14 protein-coding genes are annotated in these 15506 nt (G+C 66.4%); 8 read left to right on the top strand and 6 right to left on the bottom strand.

Features of this window, described 5'->3' with window-relative positions; genetic code table 11:
- Nucleotides 1-39: 39 nt before the first annotated feature.
- From EAH76_RS00940 to kduI, 3 genes are read left to right on the top strand one after another with little or no spacing between them, the layout of a single operon-like run.
- Nucleotides 40-1356 carry an MFS transporter gene (locus EAH76_RS00940; RefSeq protein ID WP_140846831.1) on the top strand — a complete coding sequence of 439 codons (1317 nt, stop codon included), beginning with the start codon at nt 40-42 and terminating at the stop codon, nt 1354-1356.
- Nucleotides 1353-2525 carry a glycoside hydrolase family 88/105 protein gene (locus tag EAH76_RS00935; RefSeq protein WP_194150918.1) on the top strand — a complete coding sequence of 391 codons (1173 nt, stop codon included), beginning with the start codon at nt 1353-1355 and terminating at the stop codon, nt 2523-2525. The genes EAH76_RS00940 and EAH76_RS00935 overlap by 4 nt, the downstream gene beginning before the upstream one ends.
- A gap of 20 nt (nt 2526-2545) precedes the next feature.
- Nucleotides 2546-3379, top strand: coding sequence for a 5-dehydro-4-deoxy-D-glucuronate isomerase (kduI, locus tag EAH76_RS00930; protein WP_140846830.1), 834 nt, complete (start codon nt 2546-2548; stop codon nt 3377-3379).
- A 217-nt stretch (nt 3380-3596) separates the two neighbouring features.
- Here the strand turns inward: kduI and EAH76_RS00925 are convergent, their stop codons facing one another.
- The 5 genes from EAH76_RS00925 to EAH76_RS00905 form a co-directional block, all read right to left on the bottom strand.
- Entirely contained in the window at nt 3597-5888 is a 2292-nt protein-coding gene (locus tag EAH76_RS00925; protein WP_140846829.1) for a TonB-dependent receptor, read from the bottom strand.
- A 335-nt stretch (nt 5889-6223) separates the two neighbouring features.
- Nucleotides 6224-7330, bottom strand: a complete 1107-nt coding sequence (locus tag EAH76_RS00920; RefSeq protein WP_140846826.1) for an ATP phosphoribosyltransferase regulatory subunit — start codon at nt 7328-7330, stop codon at nt 6224-6226.
- Complete coding sequence (locus EAH76_RS00915) at nt 7327-7683, bottom strand: endonuclease domain-containing protein (protein ID WP_241659542.1); 357 nt, start codon at nt 7681-7683, stop codon at nt 7327-7329. Before EAH76_RS00915 ends, EAH76_RS00920 begins: the two co-directional genes overlap by 4 nt.
- Before the next feature lie 104 nt (nt 7684-7787).
- Nucleotides 7788-9365, bottom strand: coding sequence for a phosphoglycerate dehydrogenase (gene serA / locus EAH76_RS00910; protein WP_140846824.1), 1578 nt, complete (start codon nt 9363-9365; stop codon nt 7788-7790).
- Nucleotides 9366-9502: 137 nt separating this feature from the next.
- On the bottom strand, nt 9503-10636 hold the full coding sequence (locus EAH76_RS00905; protein WP_140846822.1) for a phosphoserine transaminase: 1134 nt from the start codon (nt 10634-10636) through the stop codon (nt 9503-9505).
- Between the two features lie 147 nt (nt 10637-10783).
- Here EAH76_RS00905 and EAH76_RS00900 point away from each other — a divergent pair, with 147 nt between their 5' ends.
- Entirely contained in the window at nt 10784-11449 is a 666-nt protein-coding gene (locus EAH76_RS00900) for an extensin family protein (protein ID WP_140846821.1), read from the top strand.
- 37 nt (nt 11450-11486) lie between these two features.
- Nucleotides 11487-12422 carry an LOG family protein gene (locus EAH76_RS00895; RefSeq protein ID WP_140846820.1) on the top strand — a complete coding sequence of 312 codons (936 nt, stop codon included), beginning with the start codon at nt 11487-11489 and terminating at the stop codon, nt 12420-12422.
- A gap of 195 nt (nt 12423-12617) precedes the next feature.
- Here the strand turns inward: EAH76_RS00895 and EAH76_RS00890 are convergent, their stop codons facing one another.
- Complete coding sequence (locus EAH76_RS00890) at nt 12618-13331, bottom strand: c-type cytochrome (protein WP_140846819.1); 714 nt, start codon at nt 13329-13331, stop codon at nt 12618-12620.
- A 134-nt stretch (nt 13332-13465) separates the two neighbouring features.
- On the opposite strand from EAH76_RS00890, the gene EAH76_RS00885 reads away from it, so the two are divergent.
- The 3 genes from EAH76_RS00885 to bfr all read left to right on the top strand — a co-directional run bounded on the left by EAH76_RS00885 (nt 13466) and on the right by bfr (nt 15464).
- Nucleotides 13466-14371: a prephenate dehydratase gene (locus tag EAH76_RS00885; RefSeq protein WP_140846816.1), complete on the top strand. Its 906-nt coding sequence runs from the start codon at nt 13466-13468 to the stop codon at nt 14369-14371.
- Between the two features lie 308 nt (nt 14372-14679).
- Nucleotides 14680-14850, top strand: a complete 171-nt coding sequence (locus tag EAH76_RS24370) for a (2Fe-2S)-binding protein (RefSeq protein ID WP_140846815.1) — start codon at nt 14680-14682, stop codon at nt 14848-14850.
- A gap of 98 nt (nt 14851-14948) precedes the next feature.
- A complete protein-coding gene (gene bfr / locus EAH76_RS00875) occupies nt 14949-15464 on the top strand; it encodes a bacterioferritin (RefSeq protein WP_140848271.1) in 516 nt (171 codons plus the stop codon).
- Nucleotides 15465-15506: the final 42 nt, after the last annotated feature.

Below are 15506 nucleotides of genomic sequence, written 5' to 3'. Positions count from 1 at the left end.
GGGCCTTCGACCATTCCGCGCCATGAAGCGCCCCCAGCCATGACCGCCGCCGACGCCACGATCACCGACGCCGCGCGCCGCGCCGGATCGTATCGCTGGGTGATCTGCGGGCTGCTGTTTGCCGCCACCGCGATCAACTATGTCGACCGCCAGATGATCGGCGTGCTCAAGCCCTTGCTGCAGGCCGATCTCGGCTGGCGCGAGAGCCAATATGCCGACATCGTCTTCTGGTTCCAGGCGGCCTATGCCATCGGCTTCCTCGCGGTCGGGCGGATGATCGACGTCGCGGGCGCGCGGGTCGGCTATGCGATTGCCTTCACCTTCTGGACGCTGGCGCATGTCGCGCACGGCTTTGTCGGCGGCGTCACGCAATTCGCCATCGCGCGGTTCGCGCTCGGGCTTGGGGAATCGGGCAATTTCCCGGCGGGGCTGAAAACGGTCGCCGAATGGTTTCCGCAGCGTGAGCGCGCCTTCGCGGTCGGCATCTTCAACGCCGGCGCCAATGTCGGCGCAATCGTCACGCCTTTGCTCGTCCCTGCGATCGCGCTCGCGTACGGCTGGCGCGCGGCATTCATCGCGACCGGCGCGTTCAGCGTGATCTGGCTGGTCGCGTGGCTCGCCATCTATCGCCGCCCGACCGAGCATCCGCGCGTCTCCGCCGCTGAACTCGCGCTGATCCAGAGCGATCCGGTGCAGCCGAGCGCGCCGCTGCCGTGGCGGCGGCTGTTCGGGATCCGCGCGACCTGGGCCTATGCGGTGCCCAAATTCCTCACCGATCCGATCTGGTGGATGTTCCTGTTCTGGCTGCCTGACTTCCTCGGCAAGCGCTACGGGCTCGATCTCAAGAGCTTCGGCCCGCCGCTGATCGTGATCTACGTGATGTCCGATCTCGGGAGCATCGCGGGCGGTTGGGCGTCGTCGCGGATGATCCGCGCCGGGGTCAGCGTCAACGCTGCGCGCAAGCTGACGATGCTCGTCTGCGCGTTCGCCGTGCTGCCGATCGTCTCGGTGCAATATATCGATTCGCTGTGGACCGCGGTGCTGTTGATCGGGCTGGCGACCGCGGGGCATCAGGCCTTCTCCGCCAATTTGCTCACCTTGCCGTCGGATCTCTTTCCGCGCACCGCGGTGGGGTCGGTCGTCGGGATCGGCGGGACGGCGGGGGCGATCGGCGGGATGCTGATCGCCAAGTTCGTCGGCTATGTGCTCGATCTGTCGGGCAGCTATGCGCCGATCTTCGCGGTGGCGGGCGGCGCCTATTTCATCGCGCTGATCGCGCTCCACTTGCTCAGTCCCAGGCTCGCGCGGGTCGCTGTCGATCCGGCCGGCACGCCCCTTCCGGAAGGTTCGTCATGATCGCTCGCTCGCTCGTCCTGCTCGCCAGCACCGCGCTGCTGTCGACGCCGCTCCTCGCCGCGCCTGCGCCACAGGCGGCTGCGGCGCCCCAGGCGCGCGACGCTGTCGCGCTCGCCACCAAGCTCGCGCAGTGGCAGCTCGCGCACATGACCGACACCGGCCATGTCTCGCGGATCACCACCGAGACGCGCAATCCGCGCGCCTGGGAACAAGCAGTGTTCTGGGTCGGGATGACCGCGCTCGCTGATGCAGGGGCCCCGCCCGAGATCGCGCAGGCGGTGGTCGCGACGGGGCGCGCCAACGACTGGACGCCGGCGAAGCGGCCGTATCATGCCGACGATCTGGTCATCACGCAGTCGTATCTGTGGGCGGCAAAACATGGCGCGGGCGCCGCGGCGATCGCCCCGACACGCGCGCGCTTCGACTATATCGTCGCCAATCCGCCGCGCGTCGGGCTGGCTTTCTATCAGCCGCCATCGGGCTATGACGGCACCGAATGCCTGACGCGCTATTGCTGGTGCGATGCATTGTTCATGGCGCCGCCCGCGATGATCGAGCTGTCGCGCCAGACCGGCGACCGCCGCTATCGCGACTATGCCTTGCGCGAGTTCTGGGCGACGACCGACTTCCTGTTCGATCCCGCCGCGCACCTCTTCTACCGCGACAGCCGCTTCTTCGAACGCCGCGACGAGGCGCAGCGCAAGCAGTTCTGGAGCCGCGGCAATGGCTGGGTGTTCGCGGCGATGGCGCGGATCATCCCGCTGCTGCCCAAGGGCGATCCCGACCGCGTGCGGATGGAAAAGCTGTTCGTCGAAATGGCGGGAACGCTGAAGGGCCTCCAGAAGCCCGACGGCTATTGGGCGCCGTCGCTGCTCGCGCCCGAGGAGTCGCCGCCGGAATCGAGCGGGACGGGCTTCTACACCTATGGCATGGCGTGGGGCGTCAGAGCGGGCCTGCTCGACCGCGCGGCCTATACGCCGGTGGTGCGCAAGGGCTGGGACGCGCTCGTCCGCAGCCTGCAACCCGATGGGCGGCTTGGCTGGGTGCAGCAGGTCAGCGACCGCCCCGAACGCGTCGCGGCCGACGACACGCAATTCTACGGCGTCGGCGCCTTCCTGCTCGCGGCGACCGCCGTCGCCGAGCTCGATCGCGCGCCGTCCAAGCGCTGACCTTTCCCGGAGTACCCCCTGTGTTCGAAAAGACCTATTACGCGACGCACCCCGACATGATGGCGTGCGCGTCGAACGAAGAGCTGCGCGATCGCTACCGCGTCGGCGGCCTGTTCCGCTCCGGCGAGATCGTGCTGACCTATTCGCATGGCGAGCGCTTCATCATCGGTGGCGCGGTGCCGGGCGCGGGAACGCTCGCACTGCCGCAGCAGACCGAGCCGGCGAGTGCGGCCGGCCATCCGTTGCTCGAGCGACGCGAACTCGGGATCGTCAATATCGGCGGGCCGGGCGTGGTGACGGTCGACGGGGAGGCGTTCGCGCTCGATCGGTGCGAGGCGCTGTACGTGCCGATGGGGTCGGTCGACGTGACCTTCGCGGGTGCGGAGGCGCGCTATTATCTGCTGAGCGTCCCCGCGCACCGTGCCTTCCCGTTGCGCAAGCTGGCGATGGCCGACGTCACGCCGCTCGAGCGTGGCAGCCTTGAGGAATCGAACGACCGGACGATCTACCAGCTGCTCCTGCCGCATACCTGCGGGAGCGCGTCGCTGTGCCTCGGCATGACGCTGCTCAAGCCCGGCAGCGTGTGGAACACGATGCCGCCGCACATCCATGAGCGGCGTTCGGAAATCTATCTCTACTTCGATCTCGGCCCCGACGACCGCGTGTTCCATTATATGGGGCAGGAGGATGCGCTGCGGCACATCGTGCTGGCGAACGAGGAAGCGGTGATCTCGCCGCCCTGGTCGGTGCATATGGGCGCGGGGACGCGCGCGTACGGCTTCATCTGGGCGATGGCGGGCGAGAATCTCGACTATAACGACATGAACGTGCTGGATATTTGCCAGCTGCGCTGAGCGGTTTGGCGTTGGGTTGACTAGGGTCTCATCCTCCCCCCGTCACCCCGGCCTTGTGCCGGGGCCCACCGTCCCGCGCGCGCTTTAGCGGCAGGACGCGTATCCCGGTGGACCCCGGCACAAGGCCGGGGTGACGAATTTTGGGGCGGGGCGCGCATCACACAGCAAAAGGCCGGGCGCTCGACGGAGCGCCCGGCCTTTCGTTCGTCGGCCAGCTTCAGAAAGTGTGGCTCGCCCGCACCCCTGCATAGCGGTTGAAGTCGCGCGGCAGGTTGCTCTGCGTCGCCTGCGCGTTGCCCTGGTTGCCGTACGAATTGTTGACGTTGAAGAAATAGTGCTTGTCGAACACATTGTTGACGAAGCCGACCAGCTCCCATTTGCGATCGGCCCCACGGATGCCGAACGACAGATTGAGGATGCCATAGGCCTTCTGGATCGTCTCGGGATCGCGGTTGATCCCGAAGTTAAACGAACTCTGATAGTTATATGCCGCCTGGAAGACGCCATCGAGCGTCGGGGTCAGGCTCGGCGTGTAATCGGCGCTGACCGACAGTTTCCATTCGGGCGCCTGTGCCGGGCGATACCCCGCCAGATCCTGTCGCGAGGGACTGCCGACGCAGCCCTGCGCGACGGTCTGGCCGGGATAGCATTGCGCGAACGGGAAGGAGAGGATCTTCGCATCGACATAGGTCACGCCGCCGCTGAGATTGAGATCGCGGCTGAAGCGTACGCCGCCCTCGACCTCGACGCCGCGCGTCCGCAGCTTGCCGACATTGGCGAGGCGGAAGTTGATCGTCCCGTCGGCGAGCGTCTCGATCCCCTGCGCCTGGAAATTGTCGAAGGTCGTGTTGAACAGCGTCACGTTGAGCGTGACCTTGCGATCAAGGAACTGCGACTTGACGCCGAGCTGCCAATCCTTCGACGTCTCGGGGCGGACCGGACCCGAATTCTGCCGCACCAGGTTGAAGCCGGTGCCGATGTCATAGGCCTGCCCCTTGTGCCCGGTGGCGAAGGTGGCGAACGCCATCACGTCGCTGGTGATGCGTTGCTGGATACCGGCCTTGTAGGTCTGGTAATCTTCCGAATTGTTGCCGGCGAACTTTGCATTGTTCGCGGCATAATCGAGGAAGGTGTAGTCGATCTTGCCGTGGCCCGCGCGGATGCCGCCGATCAGCGAGGTGCCGTCGATGATCTCATATTCGGCCTGGCCGAACGCGGCGTACTGCTTGTTGCCGTTGGTCGCGTACCAGCGCGCCACCGAGAAGAACGGCCCGCGCGTGAAATCACGCGTCAGATTGAGGTTCGAATAGAACAGGCCGAGCGTGTAGCGCAGGCGCGTCTTGCCCGATGAGACCAGCCGCAGTTCCTGCGAGAAAGCATGCGTGTTGAACGTGCCGAACTGGCGATTGTCGAGCGCGGCGATCGCCGATTCGTCCTGGTCGAGAATGTCGAACTGCTTGAAGTGGTCCCAGGCGGTGATCGACACCAGCGAGGCGAAACCGAGATCGAGCGAAGCGCGCAGCGACTGCGAGAAGTCGCTGTAATCGGTGCCCGAGGTCACGTTGTTGACGACGTTGGTGTTGTCGTCGGTAAAGGTCACGCCGGGGGCGAACACTGCGGGCGTATAGGCGGCGACGCCGCGCAACCGCGCATTGGGCGAGACGCGGGCGAAGGGACGGCCGATCGTGGTGTGACCATCGATATAGCCGATCTGCGCGGTCAGGTTGAGCGTCGGCGTCGGGTTCCAGACGAGCTTGCCGCGCGTCGAGAGCGTGCGGAAGCCGTTGACGCGCTCGCCATTGTACAAATTGCGGACGTTGCCCGCGAAATTGTCGTAATTGACGCTGGTGCGGAAGCCGAGCGTGTCGGTGATCGGCCCCGACAGAGCGGCGTTGCCGCTATATTCGCGGTCGGTCGTGACGAGCCCGCCGACGCGTCCGGTGAGATGCGCGCTGGGGCCCTGCGTGACGATGTTGAGCAGGCCGGCCGAGGCCGAGCGACCGTACAGCGTGCTTTGCGGACCGCGCAGCACTTCGATCCGCTCGATGTCCGACAGATCGGCGAAGGCGCGTGCGAGGAACTGCACGGGGACGTCGTCGATCTGCACCGCGACGCTCGGCTCGACGCTCGGCGAGAAGGCGAAGGTGCCGATTCCGCGGATCGAGATCGACGCATTGACCGGCTGCTCGGCGGGGCGGATGATCAGCGACGGCGCCGCCTTGGTGAGGTCGGCGAACTGCCGCACGCCCTGCGCCTGGAGCGCGTCGCCGGTCAGCACCTGCACCGCGAGCGGCACGTCCTGGACGCGTTCGGCGCGCTTCTGCGCGGTGACGATGATGTCGGTGCCCGCGGTTTCCGCCGGCGTGCCTTGTTCGGCGAGCGCGGTCGGCGAAGGGGCGGGATCGTTGGGCTGGGTCGGCGCGGCTTGCGCAAAGGCTGCGCTGCTGGCGGAAACCGCCATGCCACATGCCAGGATGCGTCCGAGTGCGGTCGTCGTGAACAAGCTCATGTCCTTCCCCTCCAATGTCTTCGGCTTTGCCCGATTGAGGGGGTGCGTATCAGCCGATCGGGCCGCGTGCAAGGCTTGTACTACAAATTAACCGCCGTTGGACGCCGTCCGAAACGAAAACATGGACGTTGTGCGAAATTTGTCACCAAATCGCCTGGGCGCCGGGAGGGGGCGTTATCGTCCGCGCGGCGGCGGCGCCTGCTCTTCCGGGGATGTGCGTAGGCGATCGGCCCGCGGCTCCGCGCGCGGCCTTACGTTTGCCCGTCGTGCGGACAGTCACCCGATGGACGTGAAGCAGCAGCGCTACCAGTCGCGCCGTGCCGCGGGCGTTGCGCCTACAGCGCGCGCGGTTCACCGTCGGCGAGCACGTGGGTGCAGACCTGCGCCTCGGGCGTATCCCCCGCTTCGAGCGCCGCGACCGTGACCCAGCCTGCCGCGCGCATCGCGGCTGCGACCGCAGGATCGGTGCCTACCGGCACGAACAGCCGGCGTCGGTCGACCTCGGCAAGCCCCGCCGCAACGATCGCATCGGCGTAGAGCGAGAAGCCGACCGCGGCTTCCTCCGCGCCGTTTTCATGGACGATCGTATAGCTGCCGCCGCGCCCGATCTCGCCGAGCACGCCGCCCGCGAAGATCGAGAAGCCGAGCCAGCTCTGATATTCGAAGCCGTGCCGCTCGGTCGGGTCGAGCGTCAGCGCGACGCGGCCCTTCAGCCCTTCGGCGATCTGCCACAGCCCGTCGAGCCGCGAGGTCAGCGCACCGCCGGCATCGAACGCGCAGAGCCGGTCGTGCGCGGTCTCGAAGGGGCCTGCCGCCTCGATCAGCGGAAGATAGGCGGGAGCGAGCGCGGCGACCGCCCCCGCATCCTTGGCGTCGAGCCGGTCGCGCAGGGTGTCGATCTGGCCGGGTTCGACCGGAAAGGGGCCGTTCGCGAGCACATCGATCAAATCGGGCAGCGTGAAATCGATCGAGACGTCAGCCACACCCGCCGCGGCGAGGGCGGCGACCGCGACCTCGACGATCTCGCGCGCGGCGGCGATCGTGTCGAGGCCGATCAGTTCGCAGCCGATCTGGCGCATTTCCCGCTCGGGGGAGAGTTGCGAGGCGCGCAGCTTGAGCACCGGGCCGGCATAGGACAGGCGGACCGGGCGCGGGTGGTGGCCCATCCGGGTCGCGGCGATGCGGCCGATCTGCGCGGTCATGTCGGGGCGGATCGCGAGCGTCGCCTGGGATACGGGATCGACGAAGCGCACGGCATCCTGCGCGCGCGCGGCCTTGAGACGACCGGCGAGGCCGGCTTCGAACTCGGCGAGCGCGGGGTCAGCGCGTTCGTAGCCATAGGCGTGCGCTGCGCCGAGCAAGGCTTGCTCGAGCCGCGCGGCGGCATCGGCGAAGGGCGGGAGGCGGTCGTGGAAGCCGGTGGGCAGGAGGGCGGTGGTCACGTCGCTTCTTTCTCCCTCTCCCCTTCGGGGAGAGGGCCGGGGAGAGGGGCAGTCACAAGCGCGGCGCTGATGACTTCAAGCACGCCGTCGAGATTTCCCACCACGTCGGCATTAGCGAAGCGGATCACGCGATACCCTTGCTGTTCCAGCCACGTGGTGCGGCGGGCGTCATAGGCTCCGTCGTCGGCGTGGGTGTCGCCGTCAAGCTCGATTACGAGTTTTCTGGAGCGCGCGACGAAGTCGGCGATGTAGGGATAGATGACGACTTGATGGCTGAACTTGACGGCTTCGAAGCGTTTGGCGCGGAGATTATACCAGAGGCGGGCTTCGGCAGGTGTCGGGTTGCTGCGCATGTGTTTGGCGCGTGCGAGCAGTTGCTTGTCGGTTTGTGGCACGGCCCCTCTCCCCGGCCCTCTCCCCGGAGGGGAGAGGGAGAAGAGAAGGTACCGTTAGTGCTTTAGAACGCCAAGCCCATCGCGGTCTTCACGCCCGGGAGCGCGCGGACTTGCGCCAGCAATTCCGGCGTCAGCGCTTCGTCGATCGACAGCAGCAACACCGCTTCGCCACCCGCCGAGCGGCGACCGAGATGGAAGGTGCCGATATTGACGCCGCCCGTCCCGAGCAACGTGCCCAGACGTCCGATGAAGCCCGGCGCATCCTCGTTGACGACGTACAGCATGTGCCCGGCGAGATCGGCCTCGACCTTGATGCCGAACAGTTCGACCAGCCGCGGCGCGGCGTCCCCGAACAGCGTGCCCGCGACCGAACGCTCGCCCGCATCGGTCTTGACCGAGACGCGCAGCAGCGTGTGGTAATCGCCCTCGCGCTCGGTCTTGATCTCGCGGACTTCCATGCCGCGCTCCTTGGCGAGCAACGGCGCGTTCACCATGTTGACCGTGTCGGTCTGCGTGCGCAGGAACCCGGCGAGCACCGCCGACACCATCGGCTTCTGGTTGAGCTCGGCGGCCGCACCCTCGCTGTGGATCGAGATCCGCCCGATCGAGCCGGTGGTGAGCTGACCGACCAGCGAACCGAGCTTCTCGGCGAGCGCCATGTACGGCTTCAACCGCGGCGCTTCCTCGGCCGAGAGCGACGGCACGTTGAGCGCGTTGGTGATGCCGCCCGACATCAGATAATCCGACATCTGCTCGGCGACCTGGATCGCGACATTGACCTGCGCTTCGTCGGTCGAGGCGCCGAGATGCGGTGTCGAGACGAAGTTGGGCGTGCCGAACAAAGGCGATTCCTTGGCCGGCTCCTGCACGAACACGTCGAGTGCCGCGCCGCCGATGTGACCCGAATCGAGGCCTGCCTTGAGCGCCGCCTCGTCGATCAAGCCGCCGCGCGCGCAGTTGATGATGCGCACGCCCTTCTTCGTCTTGGCGAGGTTCTCGGCTGACAGGATGTTGCGCGTCTGGTCGGTGAGCGGCGTGTGGAGCGTGATGAAGTCGGCGCGGGCAAGCAGCTCTTCGAGCTCGACCTTCTCGACGCCGAGTTCGACGGCACGCTCAGGCGAGAGGAACGGATCGTAGGCGACGACCTTCATCCGCAGGCCGAGCGCACGGTCGGCGACGATGCCGCCGATGTTGCCCGCGCCGATCAGGCCGAGCGTCTTGGCGGTGAGCTCGACGCCCATGAAGCGGTTCTTCTCCCACTTGCCGGCCTGGGTCGAGGCGTCGGCCTCGGGCAGCTGGCGCGCGAGCGCGAACATGAGCGCGATGGCGTGCTCGGCGGTGGTGATCGAGTTGCCGAACGGGGTGTTCATCACGACGACGCCCTGCGCCGAGGCGGCGGGGATATCGACATTGTCGACGCCGATGCCGGCGCGGCCGATGACCTTCAAATTGGTCGCGGCGGCGAGGATCGCCTTGGTCACCTTGGTCGAGCTGCGGATCGCGAGGCCGTCATATTGGCCGATGATCGCGATCACTTCTTCGGGGGTCTTGCCGGTGATCTCGTCGACCTCGACGCCGCGTTCGCGGAAGATCTGGGCGGCTTTGGGGTCCATTTTGTCGGAAATGAGGACTTTTGGCATGGGTTTTTCCTTCTGCTCCCTCTCCCCGCTTGCGGGGAGAGGGTAGGGGAGAGGGGGAATGCGAAATACGGGAGAGGGCGGTGTCTGTGACAGCCCCTCTCCCCGACCCTCTCCCCGGAGGGGAGAGGGAGAAGAGCTCAGGCGGCCTTGGCGGTCGCGTAGGCCCAGTCGAGCCACGGGCCGAGCGCGACCACATCGGCGGTGTCGACCGTCGCGCCGCACCAGATGCGCAAGCCCGGAGGGGCATCGCGATACCCGGCGACGTCATACGCCGCGCCCTGCTTTTCGAGCAGACCGGCGAAGGTCTTGATGAATGCCTCGTCGGCGCCCTCGACCGTCAGGCAGACGCTGGTCTTCGACCGCGTCGCTTCGTCGGCGGCGAGATGGCCGAGCCACGAACGCTCCGCCACAATCTGGTCGAGCGCCGCGGCATTGGCGTCCGAGCGGGCAATCAGCCCGTCTGCGCCGCCGACCGACTTCGCCCATTCGAGCGCGGCGATGCAATCCTCGACCGCGAGCATCGACGGGGTGTTGATCGTCTCGCCCTTGAACACGCCCTCGGTGAGCTTGCCCTTCGAGACGAGGCGGAACACCTTCGGCAGCGGCCAGGCGGGGGTGTAGCTCTCGAGCCGCTCGACCGCGCGCGGGCCGAGGATCAGCACGCCGTGACCGCCTTCGCCGCCGAGCACTTTCTGCCACGAGAAGGTCGCGACATCGATCTTGGCCCAGTCGATGTCATAGGCGAACACCGCGCTGGTCGCGTCGGCGAAGGACAGGCCTTCGCGAGTCTCGGGGATCCAGTCGGCATTCGGCACGCGCACGCCCGAGGTGGTGCCGTTCCAGGTGAACAGAACGTCGTTCGACCAATCGACCGCGTTCAGATCGGGCAGCTGGCCGTAATCGGCGCGCACGACGGTGGGATCTATCTTGAGCTGCTTGACCGCGTCGGTGACCCAGCCTTCGCCGAAGCTTTCCCACGCGAGCGTGGTTACGGGCTTGGCACCCAGCATCGTCCACATCGCCATTTCGAACGCGCCGGTGTCGGAACCGGGGACGATGCCGATGCGATGCGTGTCGGGGAGCTTGAGCAGCTCGCGCATCAGATCGATGCAGAGCTGCAGGCGCGTCTTGCCGATCTTCGAACGGTGCGAGCGGCCGAGCGATTCGGTAGCCAGGTTTTCGGGGGACCAGCCGGGCGGTTTCGCACACGGGCCGGAAGAAAAGTACGGACGCGCCGGTTTGATCGCCGGGACGGCAGGTAAGTCAGTCATGTAGTCTCTCCTCACAGAGAGCACGCGCGGCGTTGGGACCGCGTGGCCCGTCGCCGGTCCTAGTGGCGTGGCGGCGCGCGTCAAGCGATGAGTCGTTCGTCGCAAGGTTGTGGCGGCGTTAACCGACACGCGGGTATCGGGGGGGCTATGTCGCGCCGAATCGTCATCGTCCTCGTGTCGCTGCTGCTTGCCGCTTGCTCGAACGGCCACGACCAGCGCCCTCCGACGCGACCGCGCGGGAGCCGGCCGATCACGCTCAGCCTGCCAACGAGTCGCGAGACGCAGGCGTGCTTCGCCGATCTGTCGCGCGAGGATGTCCGCTATTCGCCGCTGCCCGATCGCGATTATGGCGGCGGATGCCGGATCGTCGGGGCGGTGCAGCTGATCGACATCGGCGTGCCCGTCACGAATCTGAAGGCGATGCGCTGCGGTCTCGCGCGCAGCTTCACCGGGTGGATCGAACATGCCGTCGCCCCCGCGGCGCGCCAGATGCTCGGCAGTGACGTGGTGCGGATCGAGAGCATGGGGACCTATGCCTGCCGTGCGGTGATCGGCTCGGCGGCGGGGGCGGGGCGCTTGTCGGGCCACGCGCTCGCCAATGCGGTCGATTTTTCGGGCGTCGTGCTCAAGAATGGGCGGCGGATCACCGTGCAGCAGGATTGGAACGGTGGAGATCCCAATGCGCGTGCGTTCCTGCGCACGATCCACGATTCGGCGTGCCGCCGCTTCGGCACGGTGCTCAGCCCCAATTACAACGCGGCGCACTACAACCACTTCCATTTCGAGGACGATCACAAGGCTTTCTGCCGCTAGGCTTCAAATCCGCGCGCGCTTGTTTTAGAGGCGTGGGATGACAGAGACTCCGAAACCGGGCAGCCCGGACGCACCGCATCCCGACAGCCAGACCCCCGACACGCATACGCACGTTCCCGACCGCGTCTTCGCGCGCGCGCGGCAGGATGCCGAGACCGCCAAGGCCGCGGTCAGCACGCCGCAGACCGAGAACCCGGCCTATCGCCTCGCCTTCCAGGACATGGATTTCCTGCTGCGCGAGGATCTGCGCCCGGTGCGCTTCCAGCTCGAATTGCTCAAGCCGCAACTGATCCTCGACGAGGCCAAGATCGGCTCGACCTTCGTGATGTACGGATCGGCGCGGATCCCCGAGCCCGCCAAGGCGCAGGCGCTCCTCGATCTCGCGCGCAACGCGGTCGATGGCAACGCGCAGGCGATCCGCATCGCCGAAAGCCTGGTCGAGAAGTCAAAATATTACGACGTCGCCTATGAGCTCGCGCAGCTCGTCAGCGCCTTTCCTATCGACGAGGAAGGCAAGCGCCAGTTCGTCGTCTGCTCGGGCGGCGGGCCGTCGATCATGGAAGCGGCGAATCGCGGTGCGGCCGAGGCGGGCTACGAATCGGTCGGGCTCAACATCGTGCTGCCGCACGAACAGGCGCCGAACCCCTATGTGACGCCGGCGCTGTCGATGCAGTTCCACTATTTCGCGCTGCGGAAAATGCACTTCCTGCTCCATGCGCGCGCGCTGGCCGCGTTCCCGGGCGGGTTTGGGACGTTCGACGAACTGTTCGAGCTGCTGACGCTGATCCAGACGGGTAAGATCAAGCCGATCCCGGTGCTGCTCTACGGTCGCAAATTCTGGGAGCGCGTCGTCAATTTCGAGGCGCTGGTCGAGGAAGGCGTGGTGTCGGCCAAGGACCTCGGCATCTTCACCTTCGTCGAAACCGCCGAGGAAGGCTGGGCGGTGGTGAAGGAATTCTACCGCGATAAGTGAAGGCGGTCGCTCTTTAGCCCCTCCCCTTCAGGGGAGGGGTAGGGGGTGGGGAAGTGTCTCACCGAGACATGTCCCAAGCGGTGACGTCCCCACCCCAACCCAGTGTCGGGTCGGTCAGGCTCCCAGCCTGACCTAAACCACGCGGGGCGCGGTTTACCCGCCACTTCTGAAGGGAAGGGGCCTTCTCTTTTCAGGTTACTTCGCGACCGGTGCGGCGGTCGCTTCGCCCGTCGGCGAGGACGAGACCTTGCCAGCCGCCGCCGGGGCGGTCGCGTTGCCGAGGTCGGTCGTGCCCGGCGAGGCCTTGCCGCCCGGATCGGCGGCGCCTGCGGCCGGCGGCGCCTTCGCGTCGGTCGCAGCCGGTGCGCCGGCGGGTGGTGCCGGCAGCGGCAGGTTCGAGCCTTGGGTGTTGAGATACAGGATCACGTCGGCGCGATCCTTCGCGCTGGTCAGGCCGGCAAAGGTCATCTTGGTGCCCGAGGCATAAGCGCGCGGGCTCGTCAGCCATTTGTTGAGCTCTTCGAAATCCCATTTCTTGCCTGCGCCCGCGGTCTTGAGCGCGTCGGAGAAGGCGTAGCCGCCTTTCCCTTGCGCGATCGCTTCGCCGACCGTCGCCCACAGATTCGGGCCGATGCCGTTGGCCCCGCCCTGCGCGACGGTGTGGCAGGCGCCGCACTTCTTGAAGACGTCGGCGCCGTGCGCCGCATCGGCGGTCGCCATCAGTTCGGCGATCGGCTTGTCGGGGGCTGCGGGCCCGCCGCCCGCGTCATCGGCCGGCGCCTCGATCGGATAGCCTTCCTTTTCCGACGTGATCGGCGCGACGATCATGTGGCCGGCAATACCGAGCGCGAGCGCAGCCGCCATGCTGCCCAAAACCCAGCCCGCAATCGTGTTGGTCCGGTTATCCATGCTCGTTTTTCCGCCTCTGCCGCAGGAGGGTCCCCCTGAAGGACCACGTAGTTGTCTTGACCCATAGATTCGCTGGTCCGACACCGCAAGCCAAGCTTGCCGCGACGCGGCGACACCGTTACCGCCCGGCTCCCATGGAAAATTTCGCCGAACCCGCCCGCGCGCTTGTCGCCCAGATGACCGAAGCCGCCGCCGCAGCGCCTAGCCGCGCCGTCGCCTTCCAGGGCGCGCCCGGCGCAAATTCGCACATCGCCGCGCTCGAGGCGTTCCCGGATGGCCTTCCGCTGCCCTGTTTCGACTTCGCCGATGCGATCGATGCGGTGCGCGACGGGCGCGCCGATTGCGCGATCATCCCGATCGAAAATTCGCTCCACGGCCGCGTCGCCGACATGCATTTCCTGCTCCCCGAATCGGGGCTGGTGATCACCGGCGAGCATTTCCTGGGGATTCGCTACGCGCTGATGGGGCAGGGGCCGCTCTCCGGCGTGCGCGAGGCGATGAGCCATCCGCAGGCGCTCGGCCAGTGCCGGCACTGGCTGCGCGAGCGCGGCATTTCGCCCGTCGCCTATCCCGACACCGCGGGCGCAGCGGCGGTGGTCGCCGAGCGTGGCGACCCGACGCTCGCGGCGCTCGCCCCGCCGGGCGCGGCGGCGCTGTACGGGCTCGAGACGCTCGCCAATGATATCGCCGATGCCGATCACAACACGACGCGCTTCGTCGTGCTGGCGCGCGCGGGGCATCCCGCGCCATGGGAGGTAAAGGGCGGCGACGGCGCGTGGATGACGACGCTGATCTTCGAGGTGAAGAACGTCCCCGCCGCGCTCTACAAGGCGATGGGCGGCTTTGCGACCAACGGCGTCAACATGACCAAGCTCGAAAGCTATCAGCGCGGCGGCAGCTTCGCCGCGACCGAATTCTACGCCGATGTCGAGGGGCGGCCGGGCGAGCCGGGGCTCGACCATGCGCTCGAGGAACTCGGGTTCCATTCGAAATGGGTGCGCGTGCTGGGGACGTATCGGCGCGCGCGCGTGCGGGGGTGAGGGAAGGGCTGACGCGCCGTTAAGGGCGGTGGATGGTTGACTCGATTGACCCCTGGACGGGATGTTTACGACGCCGATCGTTTCCATTTCTGCGCTGATCCGGTGGCGCGGGTCCAACGATTTTAAAGAGCGTATCAGTACATATTATGAACCATGAGATGTAGGACAGCCGCCTGCTGCTAGTCTCTTGCGGACTGAAACACCGCTTCCAAGCCAAGGCTTACCCCTGGCCACTTGCGAACCACACGCAATTAGCTTGCGACTGGTTCGCATTAGCGCTATTGCGGCTCCATCGAGAGGGAGATTCCATGGTCGTCTGCGTTTGCAATGCCATACGAGAATCCGATGTTCGCCAGTGCGCGCGCTCGGGCTGCAGGACTCCATGCCAAGCGTTTCGCTCGATGAATCGTCAGCCCAAATGCGGTCAGTGCGCATCGACCGCGCGCGCGATCATCGACGAAGAACTCGCGGCCGCTTAACCCGCTCGAGGCTCGAGACGCGGGGAAATCCCCCGATTTCGTTTGCCCAACGCGACACGCCAACGGTACACCCCGCTAAGGCTGAGAGAGATATGGCGATGCGCGGCGACCCCAAAGTAATCGAGTATTTGAACGAGTCGCTCAAGAACGAGCTGACCGCGGTCAATCAATATTGGCTCCATTACCGGATGCTCGACCATTGGGGCGTCTACAAGCTCGCCCAGTACGAGCGGATGGAATCGATCGACGAAATGAAGCACGCCGACTGGCTGTCGGAGCGCATCCTGTTCCTCGATGGTCTGCCCAATTTCCAGCTGCTCGGCCGCCTGCGGATCGGCGAGAGCGTTGAGGAGGTCCTCAAGTCGGATCTCGCGCTCGAAGTCGAGGCGACCGTCCAGCTCAAGGGCGCGATCGCCTATTGCGAAGAGGTCAAGGACTATATCAGTCGCGACTTGTTCGCGCGTATCCTTGCGAGCGAGGAAGAGCATGTCGACACGCTCGAACGCCAGTTCGAGATGATCGAACGGATGGGCATTCACAATTACATCCAGCTGAATTCGATCTCCGAACATGACTCGCCCAAAGCAGGTGCGGCACCGTATCTTAAGGGCTGAGGCATCTCGCGTTGGGTTGGGGGCTTTGAGGGGCGGCACCCC

Origin of the sequence: Sphingomonas glacialis (genome assembly GCF_006439055.1) — a bacterium.
In the GTDB taxonomy this organism is placed as follows: domain Bacteria; phylum Pseudomonadota; class Alphaproteobacteria; order Sphingomonadales; family Sphingomonadaceae; genus Sphingomonas; species Sphingomonas glacialis_A.
This window is presented reverse-complemented; position numbering and strand designations above follow the sequence as displayed.

Coding starts and splice junctions, on each gene's coding strand:
- bfr (WP_140848271.1), top strand. CDS start 14,949: ATGCGCGGCGACCCCAAAGTAATCGAGTATTTGAACGAGTCGCTCAAG.
- EAH76_RS00940 (WP_140846831.1), top strand. CDS start 40: ATGACCGCCGCCGACGCCACGATCACCGACGCCGCGCGCCGCGCCGGA.
- EAH76_RS00900 (WP_140846821.1), top strand. CDS start 10,784: ATGTCGCGCCGAATCGTCATCGTCCTCGTGTCGCTGCTGCTTGCCGCT.
- serA (WP_140846824.1), bottom strand. CDS start 9,365: ATGCCAAAAGTCCTCATTTCCGACAAAATGGACCCCAAAGCCGCCCAG.
- EAH76_RS00905 (WP_140846822.1), bottom strand. CDS start 10,636: ATGACTGACTTACCTGCCGTCCCGGCGATCAAACCGGCGCGTCCGTAC.
- EAH76_RS00890 (WP_140846819.1), bottom strand. CDS start 13,331: ATGGATAACCGGACCAACACGATTGCGGGCTGGGTTTTGGGCAGCATG.
- EAH76_RS00935 (WP_194150918.1), top strand. CDS start 1,353: ATGATCGCTCGCTCGCTCGTCCTGCTCGCCAGCACCGCGCTGCTGTCG.
- EAH76_RS24370 (WP_140846815.1), top strand. CDS start 14,680: ATGGTCGTCTGCGTTTGCAATGCCATACGAGAATCCGATGTTCGCCAG.
- EAH76_RS00925 (WP_140846829.1), bottom strand. CDS start 5,888: ATGAGCTTGTTCACGACGACCGCACTCGGACGCATCCTGGCATGTGGC.
- EAH76_RS00885 (WP_140846816.1), top strand. CDS start 13,466: ATGGAAAATTTCGCCGAACCCGCCCGCGCGCTTGTCGCCCAGATGACC.
- EAH76_RS00915 (WP_241659542.1), bottom strand. CDS start 7,683: ATGCGCAGCAACCCGACACCTGCCGAAGCCCGCCTCTGGTATAATCTC.
- EAH76_RS00895 (WP_140846820.1), top strand. CDS start 11,487: ATGACAGAGACTCCGAAACCGGGCAGCCCGGACGCACCGCATCCCGAC.